The sequence below is a fragment of the Paraburkholderia sp. BR10872 genome (assembly GCF_040965835.1).
Classification (GTDB): Bacteria; Pseudomonadota; Gammaproteobacteria; order Burkholderiales; family Burkholderiaceae; genus Paraburkholderia; species Paraburkholderia nodosa_A.
On sequence record NZ_JBFRCN010000041.1, the window covers coordinates 63,547 to 86,521 of the forward strand.

Here is a 22,975-nt window from a genome sequence, read left to right on the forward strand (position 1 = left end):
GTTCCCGTTCACTTGCCTTTGTAGATATCGAAGTCGAAGTACTGCTTCGCGATCTTGTCGAACGTGCCGTCGGCATGAATCGCGGCCAGCGCCGTGTTGAACTTCGCCTTCAGCTCGCCGTCGTCCTTGCGCAGGCCGATCGCGGTGCCGTCGCCGATCGTCGCCGGGTCTTCCACTTCCGGGCCCGCCCACGCGAAGCCCTTGCCGCGCGGCGTTTTCAGGAAGCCGAAATCCGCCTGGACCTCGTCTTGCAGCGTGGCGTCGAGGCGCCCGGCGATCAGATCCTGGTAGACCTGATCCTGATTCTGGTACGAGATCACGTTCACGCCCTGCGGCGCCCAGTGCGCCTTTGCGTACGCTTCCTGGGTCGAGCCCTGCTCGACGCCCACGTTCTTGCCCTTGAGCGAAGCCGGCGTGGGCAGAAGCGGCGAGCCCGTGCGCGCGAGCATGCGTGCGGGCGCATCGAACATCTTCGCGGAGTAGTCGATCTGCTGGGCGCGCTGCGGCGTGATGGTCAGCGACGACACGATCGCATCGAACTTGCGGGCCTTGAGCGCCGGGATGATGCCGTCGAGGTCGTTCTCGACCCAGACGCACTTCACGCTCATGCGCGCGCACAGGGCTTTCGTGAGGTCGACATCGAAGCCGACGATCTGTCCGTTCGGCGCTTTGGATTCGAACGGCGCATAGCTGGCGTCCACGCCGATGCGCACGGTTTTCCACTCTTTGGCGGCGGCGCTGCCTGCGATCAGGGCGAGCGCCACGCACACTGCAAACTTCTTCATCATTCTCCTGTCGAGCCGGAGCGAGTGCTTTTTTTAGCACTGACTCCGTCCCATGCACGACTGATACGGGCGGCGCGGCGCGGTAGGGGCGCGCGGCCGACGCAAGGCGGACCGGCTCGTGGCCGTTGGCCGCCATTCTAGGTGATCAAAAATGCGGGTCGGAAAGCGCGACGCACTCCGGCCCCTGCGGCAGCGCGCGCTGGCGGGGCGGATAATCGCCACGGGGTGTCCACCCCGGGGCCATCAGGGCTCACGCCGGCCGAAAAGCGCGGTATTTTACCCGAAGCCGGGGGGCGTGCGGGTCTGACGCAGGGCGACGTCGGCAGCGCAGCGCATTGATGTTGCTGGTGAAACGATGCGGTGCGCCGCTGCGGATTGTGCAAGTGGGCCGCCGCCCTTACCTTCGGACATCGACATGATTGACCGGAGATTGCCATGCTGACTATCCGACGCGCCGACGAACGCGGCCATGCCAACCACGGCTGGCTCGACTCGTACCACAGCTTTTCGTTTGCCGACTATTTCGACGAAGCGCACATGCACTACGGTGCGCTGCGGGTGCTCAACGACGACCGCATCGCGGGCGGCCAGGGCTTCGGCGCGCACGGCCACCGTGACATGGAGATCGTGACCTATGTGCTTTCCGGGGCGCTCGCGCACCGCGACAGCATGGGCAACGGCTCGACCATCCGCCCCGGCGACGTGCAGCGCATGAGCGCCGGCACCGGCGTGATGCACAGCGAGTTCAACGGCTCGAAGGAAGAGCAAGCGCACCTGCTGCAGATCTGGCTGCTGCCGCGTGAGCGGGGCGGGGCGCCCGGCTACGAGGAGAAGCGCTTCGACGACGCCGACAAGCGCGGGCGGCTGCGCCTCGTCGCCTCGCCCGACGGGCGCGACGGCTCGGTGACCGTGCAGTCGGATGCCGCGATCTACGCGGCTCTGGTCGACGGCGAAGAGCGCGTCGAGTATTCGGTGCCTGCCGGGCGGCGCGTCTATCTGCATGTGGCGCGCGGTGCGCTCGACGTGAATGGCCAACGCCTCGAAGCCGGTGATGCCGCGATGATCGAGGCTGAGGCGGCCGTCGCGCTTGCAAACGGTGCCGCGGCCGAAGTGCTGCTGTTCGATCTCGCCTGAGCCGTTGACAGGCAGCGGCAAGCGGCCGCCCGCGCCATGAAAAAAAGCGCCGCGGGGTGCGAATCCCGCGGCGCTTTGTCGCGCCGCTTTGTCGCGCAATTGCGCGCGCGCGTGTGCCGATTACTGCTGGGCAGCCGGTGCCGAAGCGCCGCCCTTGTGGTGCTGCTCCCAGCGCTCGCGCATCTGCTCGTGGCGCTGCTCCATCTTCGCGAAGCGTTCCTTGATCGCCGTGCTCACGGTCGTCTTCTGCTGGTCGTTCAGGCCGTTGTAGAAGGCGAGCCACGCTTGCGTGGTTTGCTCGCGCAACTGCTGGTTCTGCTGCTCGACCTGCTCGTGCGCCGTGTGCATGGCGTTCAGGTCGAGGATCGGCTGATTCTTCATCGAATCGAACTGCTGCTTCATCTGTTCATGATTCTTGCGCATGGCCTGACCGTTCTGCTTCATCGTGTCGAGCGCGGCCTGCCATTGCTTTTCCTGCGCGGCGTTCAGGTTCAGCTTGTCGTGCAGCTTCTTGAAGCCGAGCATGAAATCGCCGTGCATGCCGGGGCCGTCATGCATGCCCGGAGCGCCGTGCATCATGCCCGGACCGCCCGGGGGCGGCGGGGTTTGGGCGTTGGCAGCGGTGGCGCCCAGGGTGAGCGCGAGCGAGGCAGCGGCGATAGCGAGAAGGCGCGAAGTCGTCTTGTACATGGTGATGCTCCTGACAAATCCATGAGGGTTTTATCCGGTCTGGCGCGGCGCTTTCGGAAAGTGGTGGCGCTCGCAACCGGTGTCCCTAGCGTATCGACCGGGCAGCCAGCGCGTGTTACGCGGGGGGGCGCCGAGATTACGCGACATTACACGCGCCTTTCGCGGTAACACCTCGTAACCCAGCTGGAAGAGCTGTAAGCAAACGGCCCGTGCGCGCGCGTTACACTTCATCCCATGGCTACTCAAATCCTTGTCGTCGACGACGACCTCGAACTACGCGACCTCCTGCGCGACTATCTCGCGCGCCAGGGCATGGAAGTCTCGGTGCTGCACGACGCCGGCTCGCTGGAGCGGCGGCTCGAGCGCGAGCGCCCGGACCTGATCGTGCTCGACCTGATGATGCCGGGCGTGGACGGCCTGACCGCGCTGCGCAAGCTGCGCGCAGCCGGCGACGACATCCCCGTGATCATGCTGACGGCGCGCGCGGACGACGTGGACCGCATCGTCGGCCTCGAACTGGGCGCGGACGACTACCTCGGCAAGCCGTTCAACCCGCGCGAACTGCTCGCGCGCGTGCAGGCGGTGCTGCGCCGGCGCCGCACGGTGCCTTCGGCCGCGGCGCCCGAGCAGCGCGAGCCGTACGCGTTCGGCCGCTTCACGCTCGACTTCCAGTCGCGCACGCTGCAACAGGAGGGCAAGCCCATCATGCTGTCGGGCAGCGAGTTCGCGCTGCTGAAGATTTTCGTGAATCACCCCATGCGTACGCTCACGCGCGAGCGTCTGCTGGAATTGCTGCACGGTCCCGAGTACGACGGCACCGACCGCGGCATCGACGTGCAGGTATGGCGTCTGCGACGCATTCTCGAAAGCGACCCGTCCACGCCGCGCTTCATTCAGACCGTCCGCGGGCGCGGCTACGTGTTCGTTCCCGACGGAGAGCAGGGCAACCATGCGCCAGCCGGTTGATTCGCTGTTCGGGCGCCTCGCGGTCATCTTCATCGGCGTTCTACTGGTGTCGCATGTCGCGTGGTTCACGCTCATGCGCGTCGAACACAATCAGATGCAAACGCGCTACGCCGTCGAGGAAGCGACCTTCCTCGTCGACGCGGTGCGCCAGCACGTCGAGCGCGAGCCCGACCAGCCGCTGCCTTCGCGCGTGCAACTCGTCGATCCGGCGAGTCCCGCCGTGCCGCCGGTCACCGACCGCATGCCCGAGCCGCTGCGCCGTTTCATCGACGACGTGCGCGAACGCATGCCGCCTGGCACCGACGTGCGCGTCGGGCCGCCCGGCGGGCCGCCCACGCTCTGGGTGCGCGGGCCGCAGGACGCCCGCTGGATCGTGCTGCCGGGCCAGCCGCTGCGGATCATGCGGCCGCTCGACAAGTTTCTGCCTTGGGTCATCACCATTTTCGCCACCGCTGTGGTCGCCGCGCTCGTGGCCGCGTGGATGCTGCAACAGCCGCTGAGCGCGCTCGCGCAGGCCGTGGGGCGCTTTGGCCGCGGCGAGCCCGTGCCGCCCGTGCCCGAACGCGGGCCGCGCGAGCTGCGTCAGCTCACGCTGGGCTTTAACCAGATGGTCAAGGAAGTCGAGCGTACGGAGAAAGACCGCGCCGTCATGCTGGCGGGCGTGGCGCACGATCTCAAGACGCCGCTTGCCCGGCTGCGCCTGCGCGCCGAAATGATGGACGAGCAAAAGGTGCGCGACGGCGTGGTGCGCGATGTCGAGTCGATGGCGCATATCGTCGACCAGTTCCTCGTGTTCGCGCACGACGGCGCCGATCGCAGCGAGCCCGTCGAGGTCGACGACCAGTGCGAGCGTATCGCGCGCAACCACCGCACGGCGAGCGGCGAGACGATTGCGATCGAAACGCGTCTGCGTGCGGGTCCGGAGTTTCGCCTGCCTGCGGCCACGCTCGAACGCGTGGTCTCGAACCTGCTCGACAACGCGCATGCGTACGGCGCACCGCCTGTCGTGATCGAGAGCGAGCGCGGCGCGACGGGTTTTTCGCTCACCGTGCGCGACCACGGCAAGGGCATCCCCGACCAGGAACTGACGCAGGCGAGCCGGCCGTTCGTGCGCCTCGACCCGGCGCGCGGCGGCAACGGCCACAGCGGCCTCGGCCTCGCGATCGTCGAGCGGCTCGTGCGCCGCGCGGGCGGCGAGCTTTCGATCGGCAACGGCGAGAGCGGCGGGCTCGCGGTGCGCATGACGTTTGCGTTCGACGTGGTGGAGCGCACCGTCACCGAGGCGGCGCAGATCTGGTAAATCGCGCTGGAATGGTTTGGCGCAGGCCCTCAGCGAACGGGCGGGGCATGGCCGGAGGGGCTCGCCCGAAGGCGCCGGTACAGCGACGCCAGGTTCAGCCAGGTCAGGTTTGGCGCAGCCGCTCAGGCCGTAAAGAGCGTATCGAGCGCGGCGGCGGCCTCGTTGTCCACCGTGTTGTAGGTCACGGTGTCGGCCTCGAAGATGTAGTGCGTGGTGTACTTGCCGAGGCGGGCAAGAATCTCTTCCTGAATCAGCTCGGGCGTGGCGTCGAGTTTCAGGTACCACGCGGTCGATGACAGGCGCGTCTGGAACGCGCCGTACTCGACCATCAACTGGTCGAACGCGAGCGCATCCTGATCGCGGCAGACAATGACCAGATTTCCCTTCATGCATGCCTCCAGATTTGTGCGGAACACCGAAGTGGCGCGGTTTGACTCATGCGCACCGTATGGACTGGCGCGCACCGTTCATCCCATGATACCGCGCCTCGCCGGTTGAGCCGGGCGAGCCCCGCAGCCTGGGACGGGCATCCCTCGTGTGATGGGTTGGGCAAGCTCGTTGCGCACTCACCAGGTCGGCGCCGCGGCGCGCGGCGGCACGACGCCCTCGGCCGTCATGGCCTCGCAACGGTCGCGCCCGGCCGCCTTCGCCATATAGAGCGCGAGGTCGGCGCGGCTCATCAGACGCTCGGGCTGATCCTGCGCGGCCGCAAGTTCGGTCACGCCGATGCTCACGCTCACGCTCGCTTCCTCGGGCAATTCCACGCAAATGCGTTTGCTCACCTGCTCGCGCAGGCGATCGAGCACCATGAGCCCCGTGGCAAGCGAGGTCGCGGGCAGCAGGATGCCGAACTCCTCGCCGCCCAGGCGTCCGACGGCGTCGTCGGCGCGCAGTTCGGCGCGGCAGGTCTCCACGAAATGCTGGAGCGCGCGGTCGCCCGCCGGGTGGCCGAAGCGGTCGTTGATCTGCTTGAAGTAGTCGAGGTCGGCAATCGCCATGCACAGCGGTTCGCCTGCCTCGTAGGCCGTGTCGATCTCGCGGCGCAGCAGGTCGAGGAAGTAGCGCCGCGAGAGCGCGCCGGTCAGGGCGTCGTGGCGCGCCTCGGCGGCGAGCAGGGCGTTCGCGGCCTGCAACTGCCCGGCGAGATCGCGGCTCGCGTGGTGCAGACGCCGCTCGCGCACCCACGACACCGAGATCACCGCAGCGAGCGCCGCGGTGCCCGCGAGCGTGAGGAAAATGAGGAGCCGGTCGCGCCGATGGTTCGCGATCAGCTCGGACCACGCATTGACCGGATCGACGAGGTGCGCCGAGAGCCCGGAGTTCAGGCCGCCGCGCTGCTCGTAGAGGGCAGGCGTGCGCTGGCCCGGCAAGGCGACCATTTGCGCGGCGTCGGCGCGCGGGATCCACGGCGCTTCGCTCAACACGGGTTTCGATGCCGAGCGCAGCTCGAGCGGCGCGAAGTGCTCGCGCAGATAGGTGTTCACGCGGTCCAGCGCATTCATTTCGGCGACGTGTGAGCCCGGCAGTGCGCGTCCTTCGAGCGCGCTGTCATGGGCCATGATGATGACGCCATTGTTGTCTGCGACGAAGGTGCCGGGGCGGGTGACCCAGTGGCGCAGCCGCGCGATGCTGACCTTCGCGACTACGGCGCCGACCAGCAGGCCGTCGTCATAGGCGGGCGCGGCGACGAAAATGCCTGGCTCGCCGCTTGCCGTGCCCACGCCGTAGGCCTCGGAAAACGCCCCGAGCAGCGTGTCGTTCAGATACGCGCGCGGACGCATGTCCACGCCGACGTAGGAGATTTTTTCGAGCGCATTGCTCGACGCGATGCAGATGCCGTTCGCGTTGACGAGCCAGATTGCATCGAGCCCGGAGAAGCCCTGGGCGTCGTGGAGGAAGCGGTCGACCCCGGCGAGCGCCGGCACGCCCTGCAACTCCTTGCGCCGCGCCAGTTCCGTCGAATCGCTCGACGCGGCATAATGCGCGGCCCCAGTGAGCGCCTGCTGGACGACGCGGGTTTCGGCCATCGTCGCCGGAATGGCGCGCGACATGGCGAGGTCGCTGGCGATCACTTCGGCCATGTTGTCCACGACCGAGCGCATCATCTGGCGCTGTGCGGCGAGCGCGGCCTCGAACTCCTGGCGGACCATGCGGTCCGCGAGCCAGCCGGCCGCCGCCCAGCAGACGAGCGCGACCACCACGACCCCGAGGGGCCCGGCTGCCTGACGCAAGAGTCTCCTGTTCATCGGCCTTCTGGTTCGTGAGTGGTATTGAGGCGTGGGTGTCGGCGCCCGGGGCGTAGGAGCGCTACTGACGGAGCGTGTCGATTTTACCCCTCGAAACGGGGCTGGCGAGCCCGCTATCTAAGCGTCAGTGCGGCGTTGCGAGGCGGCGCGAGCGGGCGGCGGCGAGAGCGTGGACCGCTAACATGCAAGGCGCATGCCGTCAGCACGGCGACACGCGGCGATGAGCGGGGTCGACGGGGCGTTAAACGCGGTTGGCGCGGCTTCGCGTGAACGGTTCACGCGCGTGCCAGCGTGTGGCGCGCAAGCGACGCCCACTGGCGTTGGCGGCGCGAATGAGGCAAGCGCGGAGGCGGCCCCGGCGTCGTTGTGTCATCAAGGCGTCATCGATGCGTCATCACGATGACGTGCACATCCCGCGCGCGGCGCCTTCTGGAAGCTCTCCAGAAGGCCGGCGAAAGCGCCGCGAAAGCCCGTGTGGTCTGGCTTTCGAGGCGTGCCGGGCGCGGTTGTGAGTGTCATCAAGGTTGTAGTAGTGTCGTGCCGTTTCAGTCGAGGCAAGCCCCCCCGCCAGTTGCCAGCCGCAACTGCGGCGCGGGCGGTGCGTACCACCGCGGCATCGTCGCCGTGTCATCAACGCCAACGAAATTCTGAGTCCATGCGCCTTGCCTTTGTCGATCCGCCATCCCCGCAGCTCGTGCAGTGCCTTTCCGGCGGCACGGACGTCAAGTCGTCCGCCTTTCTGAAACCCGTCGCGGAGGGCGTCTGAATGGAGTTCAGCTTCAACCTGAACCGCACGGCCAACGCCTCGGCGTGGCGCGTGCTGCCGAACCGCTGGGACTTCGTGGCGTTCCCGCTGATGATCGGCCTGATCGCGATGGCGGCCGTGGGCTTTCACGAAACGATGGCGCCCATTGCCACGTTGAAGGCGCAGCCCATCTCGCTCGATCCCGCGAACCTGCCCGAGTACGCCATGCGCACCACGCTGCGCATGCTCGCGGCGATGGTGGCCTCGCTGATCTTCACGCTCGTCTACGGCACGCTCGCGGCGAAGAGCCGCCGCGCGGGCCAGGTGCTCGTGCCGATTCTCGACATCCTGCAGTCGGTGCCGGTGCTCGGCTACATCTCGTTTACGGTCACGTTCTTTCTCGCGCTCTTTCCCTCGCGCGTGCTGGGGGCCGAGCTCGCGGCGATCTTCGCGATCTTCACGAGCCAGGCGTGGAACATGACCTTCAGCTTCTACCAGTCGCTGCGCACGGTGCCGCGCGATCTGGATGAAGTCTCGCGCGGGTTTCATCTGACCGCATGGCAGCGCTTCTGGAAGCTCGAAGTGCCGTTCTCGATGCCGGGCCTCATCTGGAACATGATGATGTCGATGTCGGGCGGCTGGTTCTTCGTGGTGGCCTCCGAAGCGATCACGGTGGGCAACAACACGATCACGCTGCCGGGTGTCGGCGCGTATCTGGCCCAGGCGATCGCGGAAAAGAACCTGCACGCCGTGGGCTGGGTGATTCTCGCGATGGTCGTCGTGATTCTCGCCTACGACCAGTTCCTGTTCCGCCCGCTCGTCGCGTGGGCCGACAAGTTCCGCATGGAGAACACGAGCTCGGGCGACGCGCCCGAATCGTGGCTGCTCGATCTGATTCGCCGCACCCATCTCATTCATCAACTGCTCGTGCCGCTCGGCTGGCTCTTCGCCAAGGCTGCGCGCATGCCGATCAAGCTGCCGTCGTTTCCGAACGTGACGTTCGCGGCGCCCGTCGCGCGCGGCCGCCCCGGCTTGCGCGCACGCGTTGGCGACGCCGTGTGGGCCGTGCTCGTGATCGCATTGACCGTGTTCGTCGTATGGCGCGTGGTGACCTTCGTACGCACGGGTGTGACGCTCGACGAAGTGTGGCACGTGCTCGGCCTCGGCTTCATCACGCACTTTCGCGTGGTCTTGCTGATCGCTATCGCTTCGGTGATCTGGGTGCCGCTCGGCGTGCTGATCGGCCTGCGCCCGGCGCTCGCCGAGAAGGTGCAGCCGCTCGCGCAGTTCCTCGCGGCGTTCCCGGCGAACCTGCTGTTCCCGGTGTTCGTAATCGTGATCGTGCGCTTTCACCTGAACCCGGACATCTGGCTGTCGCCGCTGATCGTCCTCGGCACCCAGTGGTATATCCTGTTCAACGTGATCGCGGGGGCCAGCGCCTATCCGAACGACTACAAGGAAGCGGCGAAGAACTTCCGCATTCGTGGCTGGCAGTGGTGGCGTCAGGCCATGCTGCCGGGCATTTTCCCGTACTACGTGACGGGCGCCATCACGGCTTCGGGCGGCGCGTGGAACGCGAGTATCGTCGCGGAGTTCGTGCAGTGGGGCGACACGAAGGTCGTCGCGCACGGCCTCGGCGCCTACATCGCGCAGATGACGGCGGCCGGCGATTACCCGAAGATCATCCTCGGCATTGCCGTGATGTCGCTCTTCGTCACGCTGTTCAACCGCCTCTTGTGGCGCCCGCTGTACACGTACGCCGAGTCCCGTCTGCGGCTCGACTGATCGACGACTGATCGAACAACGAATGATCGAAGGTAACGCGATGCAAAACCCCAAGACGCTGAGCGCCGCGCACGGCGATGTGCAGACGGCCCCGAACCCGCCGCGCCTCGGCGAAGAAATTCTGAACGTGAAGGACGTGTGCCGGGGCTTCAAAAAGAACCAGGGCGAGCTGCTCGTGCTCGACGACGCCAACCTCCAGCTGCGCGAGGGCGAGATCGTCGGGCTGCTAGGCCGCTCGGGCTCGGGCAAGTCCACGCTGCTGCGCATCATCGCGGGCCTGATCTCGCCGACCTCCGGCGACGTCACCTGGCGCGGCAAGCCGCTCGAAGGGCCGGCCGAAGGCGTGGCGATGGTGTTCCAGACCTTCGCGCTGTTCCCGTGGCTCACGGTGCTGCAGAACGTGGAAGCGGGCCTCGAAGCGCAGGGCGTAGGCGCAGGCGAGCGCCGCGAACGGGCGCTGGCGGCCATCGACCTGATCGGTCTGGACGGCTTCGAAAACGCGTATCCACGCGAGCTTTCGGGCGGCATGCGCCAGCGCGTGGGTTTCGCGCGCGCGCTCGTGGTCGACCCGATGCTGATGCTCATGGACGAGCCGTTCTCCGCGCTCGACGTGCTGACGGCCGAAACGCTGCGCACCGACCTGCTCGACCTGTGGACGCAAGGCCGCTTGCCGATCAAGTCGGTGCTGATTGTCACGCACAACATCGAAGAAGCGGTGTTCATGTGCGACCGCATCCTGGTGTTGTCGTCGAATCCGGGCCGCGTGGTGGCCGAGATCAAGGTACCGTTCAAACATCCGCGCAACCGTCTCGACCCGGCGTTCCGCAAGCTCGTGGACGACATCTACGCGAAGATGACCGCGCGTCAGACCGACGAGACGACCAGGAAGGGCCTCGAACTCGGCAGCTGGCTGCCGCGCGTGTCGACCAACCTGATGGCCGGTCTGATCGAAACGCTCGCGATGGCGCCGTATCACGGCCGCGCCGACATGCCGGAAATTGCGCGCTCGCTGCATCTGGAAGTGGACGACCTGTTCCCGATCGCGGAAGTGCTGCAGAACCTCGGTTTCGCCGACGTGCGCGAAGGCGACGTGCTGCTCACGCCGCCCGCGCGCGTGTTCGCGGAGTTCGGCACGCAGGAGCGCAAGATGATGTTCGCCGAACATTTGCTGCGCCACGTGCCGCTCGCGGCGCGCATCAAGAAGGTGCTCAACGAGCGCCCGGGCCATCGCGCGCCGCGCGTGCGTTTCGAGCAGGAGCTGGAGGACTTTCTCTCCGATGGCGCGGCGGAAGAAACGCTCGACACCGTGATCGACTGGGGGCGTTATGGCGAGATCTTCTCGTATAACGACCAGTCGGAAATCTTCAGCCTCGAAGACGTGGAGTCCTGAGCGACGCGCTTTTCGCCAGGCATTAAAAACGGTCGCGGGGTGCGTTCACCCGGCGACCGTTTTCGTTTGCGGATGAGGCAGGCTATTGCAGCGTGCCCCAGCGCTCCACCGCGGGCTCGGCCGTGGCCCACTTCCAGCCCGACTGGTCCTGACAGGCGCTCGCGGTGAACCACTGCTCGGGCGCGTCGGCTTTCTCGCCGTCCTGCACCGAGAATACGAAGTCCTTGCACAGCGTGAGGGCGTTGGCGAACGCGCGCGTCACGCGCACCTGGCCGTGGCCGTTCCCCACGGGCAAATCGTGCTTGATGCGCCAGAGGTCCATGCCGCCCACGGGCAGGCGGCCGGCTGTTTCGGCGATCAGTGCCTGCTGGTCCGCGTGCATGTTTTTCATGAAGCGGCCGACGGCTTCGTCGGTGGCCGCCTGCACGGCAATGCCTACGCCGATGCCCACGGCAGGATTCGCCGTGACGATGCCCGTTGCCGCCGCAGCCGCAGCGCCGCTTGCCGCGCCGATCGACGAGCAGCCGCTCGCCGCGAGCGCGATGCCCGCGCAGAGCGCGGCCAGCGCGATGAGCATCACGGGGCGAGCCGTCGACGACTCCGTTGCAACGTGCCGTACGCGCTTCGCGCGCGCGTTCATGCCGTTCATTGCAGCGCACCCCACCGGGCGGTAGCGGGTTCGGCCGAGGCCCACTTCCAGTTGTCGCCGTCGCGGCACACCGATGCGACGAAGAACACGCTCGAGGCGGGTTTGTCCTTCGTGGCCTCGTGGTCGACGGAGAACACGATCTCCTTGCAGTCGAGCGCACCGCTGCTGATCGTGCGGCTCACCGTGACGCGGCCGTGTTCGTCGTCCTCGATCGGGAACGAGTGCGTGATCGACCATGGCGCGACCGCGCCGACTGCGAGCGGGCCCGCCGCGTGGGCGATGCTGTTCTGGGTGTTGGTGTGGACGACGCGCTCGGAGTACTGCACGCCGGCCTTCGCCGCGGCCACGGCGCCAAGGCCGATGCCGGTCGCCACGGCGGCGTTGCTCGTCACTTTCGAGGCAACTGCTGCGCCGGCGATACCGGCGCCCGTTTGCGCGCCTTCGGAGTAGAGCGAACTGCACGCCGAGCACGCGAGGCTCGCCACCGTGGCGAGCAGCGTGAGCGACATGACGCGTCGCCGGGGAGGATGCGCGGAAGGGCGCGGGCTGCCGCCGGCAATCGTTTCCATGACCGCCGCTGACACCGATGGCGCAACGCGCGCCCGAGCACTTCGTTCTTGCATGATGATTCCCTGCCGCTAGCCGGATAGCGCCGCATTGCGCGGATATCCGGCATGTTTTGCTTACTTGACGTGCTGCGGATTGTGCAGCACGGCATTGCTTACGGGGATAGGTAAAGTGCAAGAAATTGCAAAAGGGCGTGCACGGCAGACCGACCTTTGATCGGCCTGCCGTACTGCTCCCGCCTCGTCGCGCAACGAACGTGCCGCGATGGACGGGGAGGGCAATCAGGCTTCGTCCGCGTCCGGCTCGGTGGGCGCTTCGCTTTCGCCATCGTCGGCGCCGTAGCTGCCGAGCCGGTTGTAGAGCGTCTTGAGGCTCACGCCGAGCGTGCGCGCCGCGAGACGCTTGTCGCCACCGCAGTATTTGAGCGTGCCGAGAATGATCTGCTTCTGCGCATCGGCGAGCGGCGTGCCGATCCAGACGCTCATGGCGTCGCCCTGGGTGACGGGCTTCTTCACGCGCGGCACCAACTGCGGATGTGCGATCTCCACGACCTTTTCCGCGAGGATGTACGCGCGGTACACGGCGTTTTTCAGTTCGCGCACGTTGCCGGGCCACGACCAGTTGCGCACGGTTTCGAGCGCGCGCTTGCTGAACGCCTTTTGCGTGCCTTCCTGGTCGTTCAGTTCGGTGAGGAAATGCTGCGCGAGCAGCTCGCGGTCGCGCTCACGTTCACGCAGCGGCGGCGCGCGCAGCGGAAACACCGCGAGCCGGTACATCAGGTCCTCGCGCAGGCAGTTTTCCTTCACGGCCGTTACGGGGTCGCGGTTGGTGGCGGCGATGATGCGCACGTCGCCGCGAATCGCTTCGTTGCCACCCACCGGAAAGTACTCGCCGGTTTCGAGCGCGCGCAGCAGCTTCACCTGATGCAGCAGCGACATCTCGGTGATTTCGTCGAGGAACAGCGTGCCGCCGCGCGCGTGCTCGAAGTGGCCGTCGCGCGCCTGCACGGCGCCCGTGAAGCTGCCTTTTTCGTGACCGAACAACTCGGCCTCGATCAGTTCGTCGGGAATCGCGCCGCAGTTGACCGCGATGAACGGGCCGTCGCGGCGTTCGCTGTGGGCGTGGATGGTCCGGGCGATCAGTTCCTTGCCCGTGCCCGATTCGCCGACGATGAGTGCCGTCGCCTCGGTCACGGCCACGCGGTCGATCTGCGCATAAAGATCCAGCATGACCGCCGACGAGCCGTACAGCAGACCGTACGACTGCAATCCCGCGACGCGCGCCTCGGCGTCCGCTGCGGGATTTCCGTTGTTTTCGCTGTTGCGTTTTGTGGCGGCGGGCGAGCCCGGCTCGATTGACGCCATAGGGATGTTCGTCCTGCAAAGGTAGTGCGGGGCGTTTGCTTCTGCGCGCATCGGCATGCTTCTGCGCGTATCGGCGAACAGGCCCTGCGATCCGGGGCTGGCCGTCCAGGACAGGTGCGGAACTTGCCGCTCCGACGGCCGCGAGGTTTGCGTCTTCGAGCCTGGTATCTCGCTTTCGCGTAAACATTTAACCACTGCCGCGCCTGACAGGGCAATGGACCTGTCCAGGCACAGCGCGAGGGAGTGTGGCACGCATCCTGCTGCGGAACTCGAGAAGCCCGGCGCCGTCTGCATGGATAGGGGCAGCGGATCGGCCACGCCCCGGGCGATGTCATTCGAGTCAACTCGCGTCTTCCGTCTTTGACGAGGCGTATCTGGGAGAAAGCGATATGTCGAAGAACCGCAGCGGTTTGGTGGGAACCCTCGTAACCGTCGGTGCGCTTGGCGCCATGGCTGGCATGCTGGCCTGGCGTTTCTCGCAGCGTCATCGCATGCAACGGCAAACCTTTTATCGCGATCTGAGCCGCTGGGAAGGAGAGGGCGGCTCACTTGCCGATACCACGGGCAACAACGGGCTGGGCCCGGAAGTGGCCATGGCCGGGGGCGCTTCGGACTCGCCTGCACATGGCGCGAAGGGCCGGATGCCGAATGGCGTGAACGGCGCGAATGGTTCGGCTGGCATGCCGTGGCCGTTTCCGCACAGCTAGAAGGCCGGCGTGGCAGGGCCACGCGAGAGCCGTGCCCGCTTGTCTCGAATAAGTCTATAATAGTGATATCAACAACAATCGAGGTTCGGGCGGCCCGCGGCTGACGGTATTGTTGCTCCGATGTAGCAAAACCGCGCATATTCAGGCTTTTGTCGTCTTGGGTTTGCGTCCGACCGTTTCGTACTCCACTGCAGCGCAAACACGTGCGTCGCGACTTCCGCGGTGCCGGGCAACGTTGTCCGGCACGCCTGCGAAGGGCGCGGCGCGCGCGCTTTGGAGCCATTCACCTATCAAGGCTGACGAGACGCGATGCCACATGTATTGATTGTCGATGACGATGCGCAAACCCGCGAGGCGCTGGCGGCCGTGGTGAGCGACGACGGGCTCACCACTGCCCAGGCAGGCGACCTGCGCGAGGCGCGCATCCAGCTCGTGCGGCAGACGCCGGACGTGGTCTTCACCGACCTGAAGCTGCCCGACGGCAGTGGCACCGACCTTTTCGAGGATCTCGACCCGCGCTCGGGCGTGGAACTCGTGGTCATCACCGGGCATGCGACGGTCGAGACGGCAGTCGATGCGCTCAAATCCGGCGCGATCGATTACCTGGTCAAGCCGATCAACCTCCAGCGCGTGAAGGCGATCCTGAACCGCCTGCCGCGCGCGGGCGACCTCAAGGCCGAAATCGGCACGCTGCGCGGCGAGTTGCGCCGCATGGGCCGCTTCGGCCTGATGCTCGGCAATTCGCCGACCATGCAGGAGGTCTACGACCAGATCAGCCGTGTTGCGCCGACGCCCGCCTCGGTCATGCTGGTGGGCGAATCGGGCACCGGCAAGGAAGTGGCGGCGCAGACCATCCACCAGTTGAGCCTGCGCCGCAAGCACGAATTCCTCGCGGTGAACTGCGGCGCGATCTCGCCGAACCTGATCGAGTCCGAGATGTTCGGCCACGAGCGCGGCTCGTTCACGGGCGCCGACCGGCAGCACAAGGGCTATTTCGAGCGCGCGAACGGCGGCACGCTGTTCCTCGACGAAATCACCGAAATGCCGATCGAGCTGCAGGTGAAGCTGCTGCGCGTGCTCGAGACCGGCATGTTCATGCGCGTGGGCACGACCAAGGAAATCGAGACCGACGTGCGTCTGATCGCGGCGACCAACCGCGACCCGGAGCAGGCCGTCGCCGAGGGCAAGCTGCGTCTGGACCTTTATCACCGCCTGAACGTGTTTCCGATCAGCCTGCCGCCGCTGCGCGAGCGCGGCAAGGACGTCGAGCTGCTCGCCCAGGCGTTCCTCGACGAGCTGAACGAGCGTCACGGCACGAAGAAGCAGTTTCCCGCGGCGGTGCGCGACATGCTGGCCGCCTACCCGTGGCCCGGCAACGTACGCGAGCTGAAGAACTACGTGCAGCGCGCGCACATCATGTCGGGCAACGACGGCGATTTCACGGCGACGGTGCCGCTGCAGATCTCGCTCTCGAAGCCGATTGCGGGCACGGCGGTGACGATCCCGTTCGGCACCTCGCTTGCCGATGCGGATCGCCAGCTCATCCTCGCGACGCTCGAGCAGTGCGGCGGCGTGAAGACGCGCGCGGCGGAAATCCTCGGCATCAGCCTGAAGACGCTCTATAACCGTCTTGTGGAGTACGGCAACGAAAGCGCCGGCAAGGGCGATGCGCCCGCGCGCGTAGCCGGCGCCTGAGCAGCATGTGCGAGCGCGTCCGCCTGGGCGCGCTCGCACGGGCGGTACGACGCTTGCAGTGTGAGTTTCGCGTCCATGATGAGGAGCGAAAAATGCCGAGCTGCAAATCCAGTGATGCCGTCCGCGTGAAGCCCTGGCTCGCGCATACTCCGCAGCCCGACGAACCGCCGCCGGACCAGCCCGGTGAGCCCGACGTGCCTCCTATTGGCGATCCGCCAGAGCCGCCGGGCGAAGTGCCGCACGCGCGGCCCCGATTCGACCCTTCGGTCTCCTCTCGATTTCGTCGTTCGTCTGGCGCATTGCCCGCCACGTGAGCATCTGCTCGCGCTGCCTTAAGAAGTCATCAGCAGATCCTGATGGTTTTTATGTACTAGTTACAAAGGCCCCACCATTTTTACCGGCGGATTCACGCGGCGAACCCTGGACTATAAAAAAGCGCCACGGCCGCGTGGCCGCCTTCCCGCTGGAGGCATCGACATGAGACATCCTGCCTTGCGCCGCTCCGCACGTTACACGGGCAAGCGTGGCCCGCGCGATTCGCAAGAGAAAAGCAGTCCGCAGCAGTCGAACGCGCCGGACCCCGCGGGCCAGAATCGCGCAGCGCCTGGCGTGCCGCCCGACGGCGAGCACAACCAAGGCGGGGCGCGGGCTGAGGGCATCGAGTACCAGCGCGATCTCGGCTCGGAACAGGACGCCTGATTCGCTTCGAACCGCAGTTCGCCGCGCGCTGTTTGCAGGCCGGTTTCCTGGTCTCGCTAATCACCGGGCATTCCGGACTTGCGCGATTGCCGCGCGGAATTTGCTCGCGCCGTCACTTACGAGGAAAGATTTTTGCTCCGACCCTGTCTATCCGGCACGCGTCTTGCGTGCGTACCTGAAGCATTGTCTTCGGACCCAACGAAACAGGAGGTAGAGCCGCAATGGGCAGACTGATCGTGGTATCGAATCGCGTTGCGCCGACCCAGGAGGGCCGTCCCGCAGCGGGCGGGCTCGCAGTGGGCGTATTGGACGCGCTCAAGGAAACCGGCGGTGTGTGGTTCGGGTGGAGCGGCGAGACCGTCGCGGAACCGTCCGCACCGGTCATCGAGCAGCAGGGCAGCGTCACCTACGCGACGGTGGGTCTTACCCGGCGTGACTATGACCAGTACTACAAGGGCTTCTCGAATACGACGCTCTGGCCGACGTTCCACTACCGCAACGACCTCGCGCGCTATGAGCGCCAGGAGTACGGCGGTTACCTGCGCGTAAACGTGTCGCTCGCGCGCCAGTTGCAGCCGCTCATCGAGCCCGACGACATCATCTGGGTGCACGACTATCACCTGATTCCGTTCGCGCGCTGCCTGCGCGATCTCGGGGTGAAGAACCCGATCGGCTTCTTCCTGCACATTCCGCTGCCGGTGCCCGAAGTCATGCGCTCGGTGCCGCCGCACGAAGAACTCATGAAGTTCATGTGCCACTACGACGTGGTCGGTTTCCAGACCGACGCGGACCGTCAGGCCTTTCTCGACTACATCGAGCGCGGCGGTCATGGCACCGCAAGCGACGACGGCATGGTCCACGCGTGGGACCGCTTCCTCAAGGTCGGGGCGTACCCGATCGGCATCTATCCGGACGCCATTGCCAAAGCCTCGTCGCAGTTCGCCGACCGCAAGGCCGTGCGCAGCCTGCGCGAAGCCATGCGCGGACGCAAGCTGATCATGAGCGTGGACCGGCTCGATTATTCGAAGGGGCTCGCCGAGCGCTTCCAGGCGTTCGAGCGCCTGCTGCAGAACGGGCCGGGCTGGCATGGCCGCGTCTCGCTCCTGCAGATCGCGCCGCCGACGCGCTCCGACGTGCAGACCTACCAGACGATTCGCCGCAATCTCGAAGGCGAGGCGGGCCGGATCAACGGCCGTTTCGCGCAGCTCGACTGGACGCCGATCCAGTACCTGAACCGCAAGTACGAGCGCAATCTGCTGATGGCGCTGTTCCGCGAGGCGCAGGTGGGCTACGTCGCGCCGCTGCGCGACGGCATGAATCTCGTGGCAAAGGAATACGTGGCGTCGCAGAATCCCGACGATCCCGGCGTGCTGGTGCTTTCGCAGTTCGCGGGCGCGGCCGAACAACTGCCCGGCGCACTGGTCGTGAATCCGTACGACCTGAACCAGACAGCCGAGGCGCTCGAGCGCGCGCTCTCGATGCCGCACGCCGAGCGCGTCTCGCGATACAACGACATGATGGCGTCGCTGCGCGAGAACAATCTTTCGGTGTGGCGCGATACGTTCCTTGCCGATCTGCGCAGCGTGGCGACGGCCGCTTCGGTCACGGCCAGGGCGCGCAACGCCGCACCGGCGGGGAAAGCTCCCGTGCAAACGAGCGCGCCCGAACAGCCGCATCGCGCAGCGCGCGCGTAGCGACGGGGCGGTGAGCGGCGAGGCGGCGTGACGCCTTTAGCCCTCTAACGTTTTTCTCGACGCAATTGCATCCGCGCGGCGGCCTTCGGGCCGCCGCGTTTTTTTACGTCCGCGAGATCGATACCCGGCGATACCCGGCGATACCCGTCGATCCGCGGCGCGGCGTGCGCTCAGACCCGCTGGCCGCTCGGTGCGGCGAACGGCATCGGCGCGCGGGTCGGATCGAAATCGGCCCAGTGTCCGTCGTGCCATTGGCCCGAAGCGCACTCGATATCGGCGGCGCCGCTGTCGCGCAGCAACTGCGCAGCGAGATCCTGGTTCTCGTAGCAGACGTGCACCGAGAGCAGCACGCCGTCGCTGCGCGTTTCGCGATGCACCCGCTCGTGGTGCGCCGAGATTTGCTGCGCAGCGGCTTTTGCCCCCACGCTCGCGCCGATGCGCGCGCCGATCCAGGCGCCTACGCCGGCCGCGATCACGACCGAAGGCAGCGCAGCCGAGAACGCGCTGAAAATCACCACGCCCACTACGGCGCCCGCCACGGCGCCTGCGGTGATATTGCGGGTGTGATGCGGGTGCCCTGCGGCGAGCGTAGGCGGCGCGCCCATCGCCGTCCCCTGGACGCTGTGGTGCGCATGCTGGCCGCGCGGATTGACGAAGAACAGGTTGACGTCTTCTTCGAGGAAGCCGCCCGCGTACAGCTTTTCGGCGGCGGCTTCGGCGGCGGGAAAGGTCGTGAACCGACCAGCGACGATCAGTGACATGGGAAGCCCCCTTTGCCGGACTCGGCAGGTTGACTCGCCGGGCGCAGCCGCGAATGCGGCTCGCCCTGAATCCATGTTAGTGCCTGCGCGCGCGCAGGGTTAGGCCGCGCTTAGCGCGGCGTGCGTGCCGCGGTGCCCGGCATGAGGCGCAGCAGGCTCACCACTGCCGCGACCGCGGCAAAGGCCGTCGCCACGTAGAGCGCCATGGTCGGCCCGTGTTGCGGTGCCACGCCGAAGATGAGCGCGACGAGCGCCGCGCCGAGCGTTTGCCCGGTGAGGCGCGCGGTGCCGAGCATGCCGCTCGCGCCGCCGCTGCGCTCGCGCGGTGCAGAGGAAAGAATTTGCCGGTTGTTGGGCGACTGGAACACGCCGAAGCCCGCGCCGCACAACGCCATGCGCCAGCAGATATCGAACACCGTGGGATGCGCGCCGAGTGTCGCGAGCGAGAGCAGGCCGAGCGCGAAGAGCGCGAGTCCGATGCCGCCAAGCATGCCCGCCGGATATCGGTCGGAGAGCGCGCCCGAGAGCGGCGCGGCGCCGACGATGACGAGCGGCCAGGGCGTCATGAGGAGGCCCGTGTCGACCTGCGAGAAACCGAAGGTCTCCTGCAGCATGAAGGGCAGCGCGACGAACGCGAGCATTTGCGCGCAGAACGAGCACACCGAGGTGCTGATCGACAGTGCGAAGACGGGGTTGGCAAGCAGATCGACGGGCAGGAGCGGCGCGGCCTGCGTGAGCTGGCGGCGCACGAAGAACCAGCCGATCACGATCGCCAGCACGAATTCGAGCGCGACGAGGCGATTGCTCTCGCCGTGGCCGAGGCCGTCGACGGCAAAGATCAGGAGGCCGAACACGATGGCGTTGAGCACGGCGCTCAAATAGTCGTAAGGCGCGGGATGCCGCTCGTTCACGGGCAGCGCGCGCAGGCCCAGCATGAGCGCGGCGATGCCGATCGGCACGTTGATCGCAAAGAGCCAGGGCCACGTCGCGATGGCGAGCACGCCCGAGGCGAGCGTCGGCCCGACCGCCGAGGCGATCGCGACGACCATCGCGTTGATGGCGACGCCCCGGCCGAGCTGCGCGCGCGGATAGATCATGCGCACGAGCGCGGTGTTCACGCTCATGATCCCCGCGCCGCCGAAGCCCTGCACCATGCGTGCGAGGGCGAGTTCGGGCAGCGTGGTCGCCAGCGCGCAGCCGAGCGACGCGACGGTGAACAGCACCATGCCGGCCAGATACACGCGCTTGTAACCGATGCGGTCGCCGAGCGAGGCGAGCGGCAGGAGCGCGATGGTCACCGAGAGCTGATACGCGTTGACGATCCAGATCGAACTTGCCGCGCTCGCGTGAAGATGGCGTGCGATGGTCGGCAACGCGACGTTGGCGATCGCGCCGTCGAGCACGGCGAGCGTGATGCCGAGCGCGACCACGAGGATCGCGTAGTAACGTTGCGGGAAGGGCAGGCCGTTTTCGATGTCGGCGGTGGAATGGGCGGAGCGTTCGGAAAGCGTGGGCATCGACGGGAGAGGCGGCGCGCGATGGACGTGCGCCGCCGGCTGGATGTTGTTTTCTGGTGTTCCGTGGCGGCTTATTTCAGTTCATAGAGCCCGACGTAGGTGGTCGAATCCACCTCGTTCAGATGCGTCATGAAACGCGCTACCGCGTTCGTCGTTTCCGGCGTGACGGGCAGTTGCGCTGCCTTGAGCGCATGCACGCGGAAGATGTAGCGATGGGGTTTGTCGCCGCGCGGGGGCGCCGCGCCGCCGAAGCCGACCGTGCCGTAGTCGTTGTGCACCTGCACCGCGCCCTGCGGAAGCAGGCTGCCGTCGGCCTTGCCGGCGTTGCGGGCGAGCGAGCGCACGTCGGGCGGAATGTTCACCACGACCCAGTGCCAGAAACCGCTGCCCGTCGGCGCGTCCGGATCGTAGACGGTGAGCGCGAAGCTTTGCGTGTCGGCGGGCGGCTCGTCCCACTGCAGCGCGGGCGAAACGTTGTCGCCGTCGACACCGAAGGCCCGGTCGTCGAACTCCTGCGCCTTCGGCATGAAACCGTTGCTGGGAAAGTCATCGGACCAAAGTCGGAAATCAGCCATCGGGTGTCTCCTTCGCTTGGGGTCATGGGACGGTTGCGCCAGCACGTGTGACGCGTGCAGGTGGGCGCGCAGCCGGTCGATCGAGTTTATCACCGCGGGCCCTACAGGCAGGGCCAGCTTCACAGCGTGAGATGCGCGGCGCATCGGCTTGCGGTCACGTTTCGCGTGACATGTCGCGAGGGCGTGTTACGACCGCGCCTCGAACCAGGTCGACGACTCGTCTTCGAGCCATGCGGCCAGCCGCTCGACGACCGCATGGGGATCGTGCTGCGCGCCACGCAACGCGCATTCCCAGACCACCGCCACGCGCCAGCCCTGGGCTGCGAGCGCGGCGAGCGCCTTGGCGTCGTTCAGTCGGTTGCGCGCGATCTTCTCGCGCCAGAACTCGGGGCGCGTTTGCGGCCACTTGAAGAGCGCGCAGTCGTGGCCGTGCCAGAAGCAGCCGTGCACGAACACCACGGCGCGCCGGCGCGGCAGCACGATGTCGGGCCGGCCCGGCAGCTCGCGCACGTTCAGGCGAAAGCGAAAGCCGCGCCGGTGCAGCAGACTGCGGATCAGCTTCTCGGGCTTCGTGTTGCGTCCGCGTATGCCGGACATCATCCGGCTGCGGGTCGCCGTATCGACGACGTCCACCATCGTCTGTCGCCTCGCTTCGGTTGGCCGTGGCGCGCGCCGGTCAGCGGCCTCCCGCCGTGGCCGTCGCCGAGGCCGCGTTGCGCTTGGCGCGCGTGGTGCGCGCGACGGCGGGAACCGTCGTCGCTTGCGCACGCGGTGCTTCGTGCCGTGCGGCCAGCATCGCGTCGAGATGCGGCATCATCGTGCGCGCGACTTCGCGCATCACCGGCATCACCACGCTGTTGCCGAACTGGCGGTACGCCTGGGTGTCGCTCACTGGAATGCGGAAGGTGTCGGGCAGACCCATCAGCCGCGCGCACTCGCGCGGCGTGAGGCGGCGCGGGCGCGACCCTTCGCCTTGATAGACGAGGATCTCCGAGCCGTCCTTGTGATAGCGCGCAGAAAGCGTGCGCGTGACGCTGTCGGGAAACGCGAGGCCGAAGCCAAAGCCGTTGCCGGCCGCGCGATGCTTCTCCGCGTATTGCTGCAGATAGGCCCAGAGCCCCGGCGTGAGCGTGTACTTCGGCTGCACGCGGCGCGCGCCGTGATCGAAGAAGCGCTCGCCGTCCCACGGCAGCAGCGGCTCGCAGCCGTCGGTGCGGTGCAGGATCGAGGCGAGCCGCGGGCCTTCTTCCGGCAGCGCGAGCGCGTCCCACGAGAACGCCGCCGGCTCGCGAAAGCCGACGATGATGATGCGTTCGCGATGCTGCGGCGTGAAATGGCTTCCGTCGATCACGCGGTAGTGCACGTCGTAGCCGAGTTCGTCGCGCAGCACCTGGAGGATCACGTCGAACGTGCGGCCACGGTCGTGCGAGACGAGGTTCTTCACGTTCTCGAGCAGGAAGGCGGCGGGCCGCTTCTCGGCGATGATGCGCGCGACGTCGAAGAACAGCGTGCCCTGCGTGGTGCAGGCAAAGCCGTGCGGACGGCCAAGCGCGTTCTTCTTGCTCACGCCCGCGATCGAGAACGGCTGGCACGGAAAGCCCGCGAGCAGGACGTCGTGATCGGGCACGTCGGCGGCGTCGCGCCTTGCACCTGGGCCGCGCTTTCGAAGAAACGCCGCGTCGCTTCGAACGAGTTCAGCATCTGCT

The 22,975-nt window shown here is 66.9% G+C and carries 21 protein-coding genes; 9 read left to right on the forward strand and 12 right to left on the reverse strand.

The features are described from left to right. Positions 1–8: 8 nt before the first annotated feature. Positions 9–785 (reverse strand): ABC transporter substrate-binding protein, encoded by a 777-nt coding sequence (locus AB4Y43_RS27665; protein ID WP_368729255.1) that lies wholly within the window; start codon positions 783–785, stop codon positions 9–11. A 435-nt stretch (positions 786–1,220) separates the two neighbouring features. Here AB4Y43_RS27665 and AB4Y43_RS27670 point away from each other — a divergent pair, with 435 nt between their 5' ends. Next, positions 1,221–1,919 (forward strand): pirin family protein, encoded by a 699-nt coding sequence (locus tag AB4Y43_RS27670; protein ID WP_368729247.1) that lies wholly within the window; start codon positions 1,221–1,223, stop codon positions 1,917–1,919. Positions 1,920–2,039: 120 nt separating this feature from the next. On the opposite strand, the gene AB4Y43_RS27675 is transcribed toward AB4Y43_RS27670, so the two are convergent. Next, positions 2,040–2,609 (reverse strand): periplasmic heavy metal sensor, encoded by a 570-nt coding sequence (locus tag AB4Y43_RS27675; protein WP_069265403.1) that lies wholly within the window; start codon positions 2,607–2,609, stop codon positions 2,040–2,042. Positions 2,610–2,843: 234 nt separating this feature from the next. Here AB4Y43_RS27675 and AB4Y43_RS27680 point away from each other — a divergent pair, with 234 nt between their 5' ends. Together AB4Y43_RS27680 and AB4Y43_RS27685 are read left to right on the forward strand one after the other, a co-directional pair. Beyond that, the gene (locus AB4Y43_RS27680) at positions 2,844–3,575 is read left to right on the forward strand and encodes a response regulator (protein WP_028207713.1); all 732 of its coding nucleotides are present in this window, start codon (positions 2,844–2,846) and stop codon (positions 3,573–3,575) included. After that, entirely contained in the window at positions 3,559–4,875 is a 1,317-nt protein-coding gene (locus tag AB4Y43_RS27685) for an ATP-binding protein (RefSeq protein ID WP_342947894.1), read from the forward strand. Before AB4Y43_RS27680 ends, AB4Y43_RS27685 begins: the two co-directional genes overlap by 17 nt. 122 nt (positions 4,876–4,997) lie before the next feature. On the opposite strand, the gene AB4Y43_RS27690 is transcribed toward AB4Y43_RS27685, so the two are convergent. Both AB4Y43_RS27690 and AB4Y43_RS27695 read right to left on the reverse strand, forming a co-directional pair. Beyond that, entirely contained in the window at positions 4,998–5,264 is a 267-nt protein-coding gene (locus AB4Y43_RS27690) for a hypothetical protein (RefSeq protein ID WP_028207711.1), read from the reverse strand. A gap of 177 nt (positions 5,265–5,441) precedes the next feature. After that, positions 5,442–7,121: a diguanylate cyclase gene (locus tag AB4Y43_RS27695; protein ID WP_069265401.1), complete on the reverse strand. Its 1,680-nt coding sequence runs from the start codon at positions 7,119–7,121 to the stop codon at positions 5,442–5,444. Positions 7,122–7,887: 766 nt separating this feature from the next. Here AB4Y43_RS27695 and AB4Y43_RS27700 point away from each other — a divergent pair. Together AB4Y43_RS27700 and AB4Y43_RS27705 are read left to right on the forward strand one after the other, a co-directional pair. Beyond that, complete coding sequence (locus AB4Y43_RS27700; RefSeq protein ID WP_368729248.1) at positions 7,888–9,651, forward strand: ABC transporter permease; 1,764 nt, start codon at positions 7,888–7,890, stop codon at positions 9,649–9,651. Between the two features lie 40 nt (positions 9,652–9,691). After that, positions 9,692–11,041, forward strand: coding sequence for an AAA-associated domain-containing protein (locus tag AB4Y43_RS27705; RefSeq protein WP_069265506.1), 1,350 nt, complete (start codon positions 9,692–9,694; stop codon positions 11,039–11,041). Positions 11,042–11,123: 82 nt separating this feature from the next. Here AB4Y43_RS27705 and AB4Y43_RS27710 read toward each other — a convergent pair whose 3' ends face one another. The 3 genes from AB4Y43_RS27710 to AB4Y43_RS27720 all read right to left on the reverse strand — a co-directional run bounded on the left by AB4Y43_RS27710 (position 11,124) and on the right by AB4Y43_RS27720 (position 13,621). Then, positions 11,124–11,618, reverse strand: coding sequence for a hypothetical protein (locus AB4Y43_RS27710; protein ID WP_368729256.1), 495 nt, complete (start codon positions 11,616–11,618; stop codon positions 11,124–11,126). 68 nt (positions 11,619–11,686) lie between these two features. Beyond that, positions 11,687–12,199 (reverse strand): hypothetical protein, encoded by a 513-nt coding sequence (locus AB4Y43_RS27715; protein WP_368729249.1) that lies wholly within the window; start codon positions 12,197–12,199, stop codon positions 11,687–11,689. A 339-nt stretch (positions 12,200–12,538) separates the two neighbouring features. Next, positions 12,539–13,621 carry a sigma-54 dependent transcriptional regulator gene (locus AB4Y43_RS27720; protein ID WP_342947897.1) on the reverse strand — a complete coding sequence of 361 codons (1,083 nt, stop codon included), beginning with the start codon at positions 13,619–13,621 and terminating at the stop codon, positions 12,539–12,541. A gap of 389 nt (positions 13,622–14,010) precedes the next feature. Between AB4Y43_RS27720 and AB4Y43_RS27725 the strand changes: the two genes are divergently transcribed. The 4 genes from AB4Y43_RS27725 (at position 14,011) to otsA (ending at position 18,416) form a co-directional block, all read left to right on the forward strand. Beyond that, complete coding sequence (locus AB4Y43_RS27725; protein ID WP_368729250.1) at positions 14,011–14,328, forward strand: hypothetical protein; 318 nt, start codon at positions 14,011–14,013, stop codon at positions 14,326–14,328. Positions 14,329–14,637: 309 nt separating this feature from the next. Further along, entirely contained in the window at positions 14,638–16,023 is a 1,386-nt protein-coding gene (locus AB4Y43_RS27730; protein WP_069265395.1) for a sigma-54 dependent transcriptional regulator, read from the forward strand. Between the two features lie 477 nt (positions 16,024–16,500). Next, positions 16,501–16,722 (forward strand): hypothetical protein, encoded by a 222-nt coding sequence (locus AB4Y43_RS27735; RefSeq protein ID WP_069265394.1) that lies wholly within the window; start codon positions 16,501–16,503, stop codon positions 16,720–16,722. Positions 16,723–16,943: 221 nt separating this feature from the next. Continuing rightward, complete coding sequence (otsA, locus tag AB4Y43_RS27740; protein ID WP_083245302.1) at positions 16,944–18,416, forward strand: alpha,alpha-trehalose-phosphate synthase (UDP-forming); 1,473 nt, start codon at positions 16,944–16,946, stop codon at positions 18,414–18,416. A 170-nt stretch (positions 18,417–18,586) separates the two neighbouring features. On the opposite strand, the gene AB4Y43_RS27745 is transcribed toward otsA, so the two are convergent. The 5 genes from AB4Y43_RS27745 to dcm all read right to left on the reverse strand — a co-directional run. Beyond that, the gene (locus tag AB4Y43_RS27745; protein WP_069265393.1) at positions 18,587–19,177 is read right to left on the reverse strand and encodes a hypothetical protein; all 591 of its coding nucleotides are present in this window, start codon (positions 19,175–19,177) and stop codon (positions 18,587–18,589) included. Between the two features lie 110 nt (positions 19,178–19,287). Next, positions 19,288–20,694, reverse strand: coding sequence for an MFS transporter (locus tag AB4Y43_RS27750; protein ID WP_342947899.1), 1,407 nt, complete (start codon positions 20,692–20,694; stop codon positions 19,288–19,290). A 71-nt stretch (positions 20,695–20,765) separates the two neighbouring features. After that, the gene (locus AB4Y43_RS27755) at positions 20,766–21,269 is read right to left on the reverse strand and encodes a YbhB/YbcL family Raf kinase inhibitor-like protein (protein ID WP_133181928.1); all 504 of its coding nucleotides are present in this window, start codon (positions 21,267–21,269) and stop codon (positions 20,766–20,768) included. A gap of 186 nt (positions 21,270–21,455) precedes the next feature. Then, a complete protein-coding gene (locus AB4Y43_RS27760; protein WP_368729251.1) occupies positions 21,456–21,905 on the reverse strand; it encodes a very short patch repair endonuclease in 450 nt (149 codons plus the stop codon). 40 nt (positions 21,906–21,945) lie between these two features. Then, on the reverse strand, positions 21,946–22,975 hold a 1,030-nt coding region (gene dcm, locus AB4Y43_RS27765; RefSeq protein WP_368729252.1), incomplete at its 5' end, for a DNA (cytosine-5-)-methyltransferase.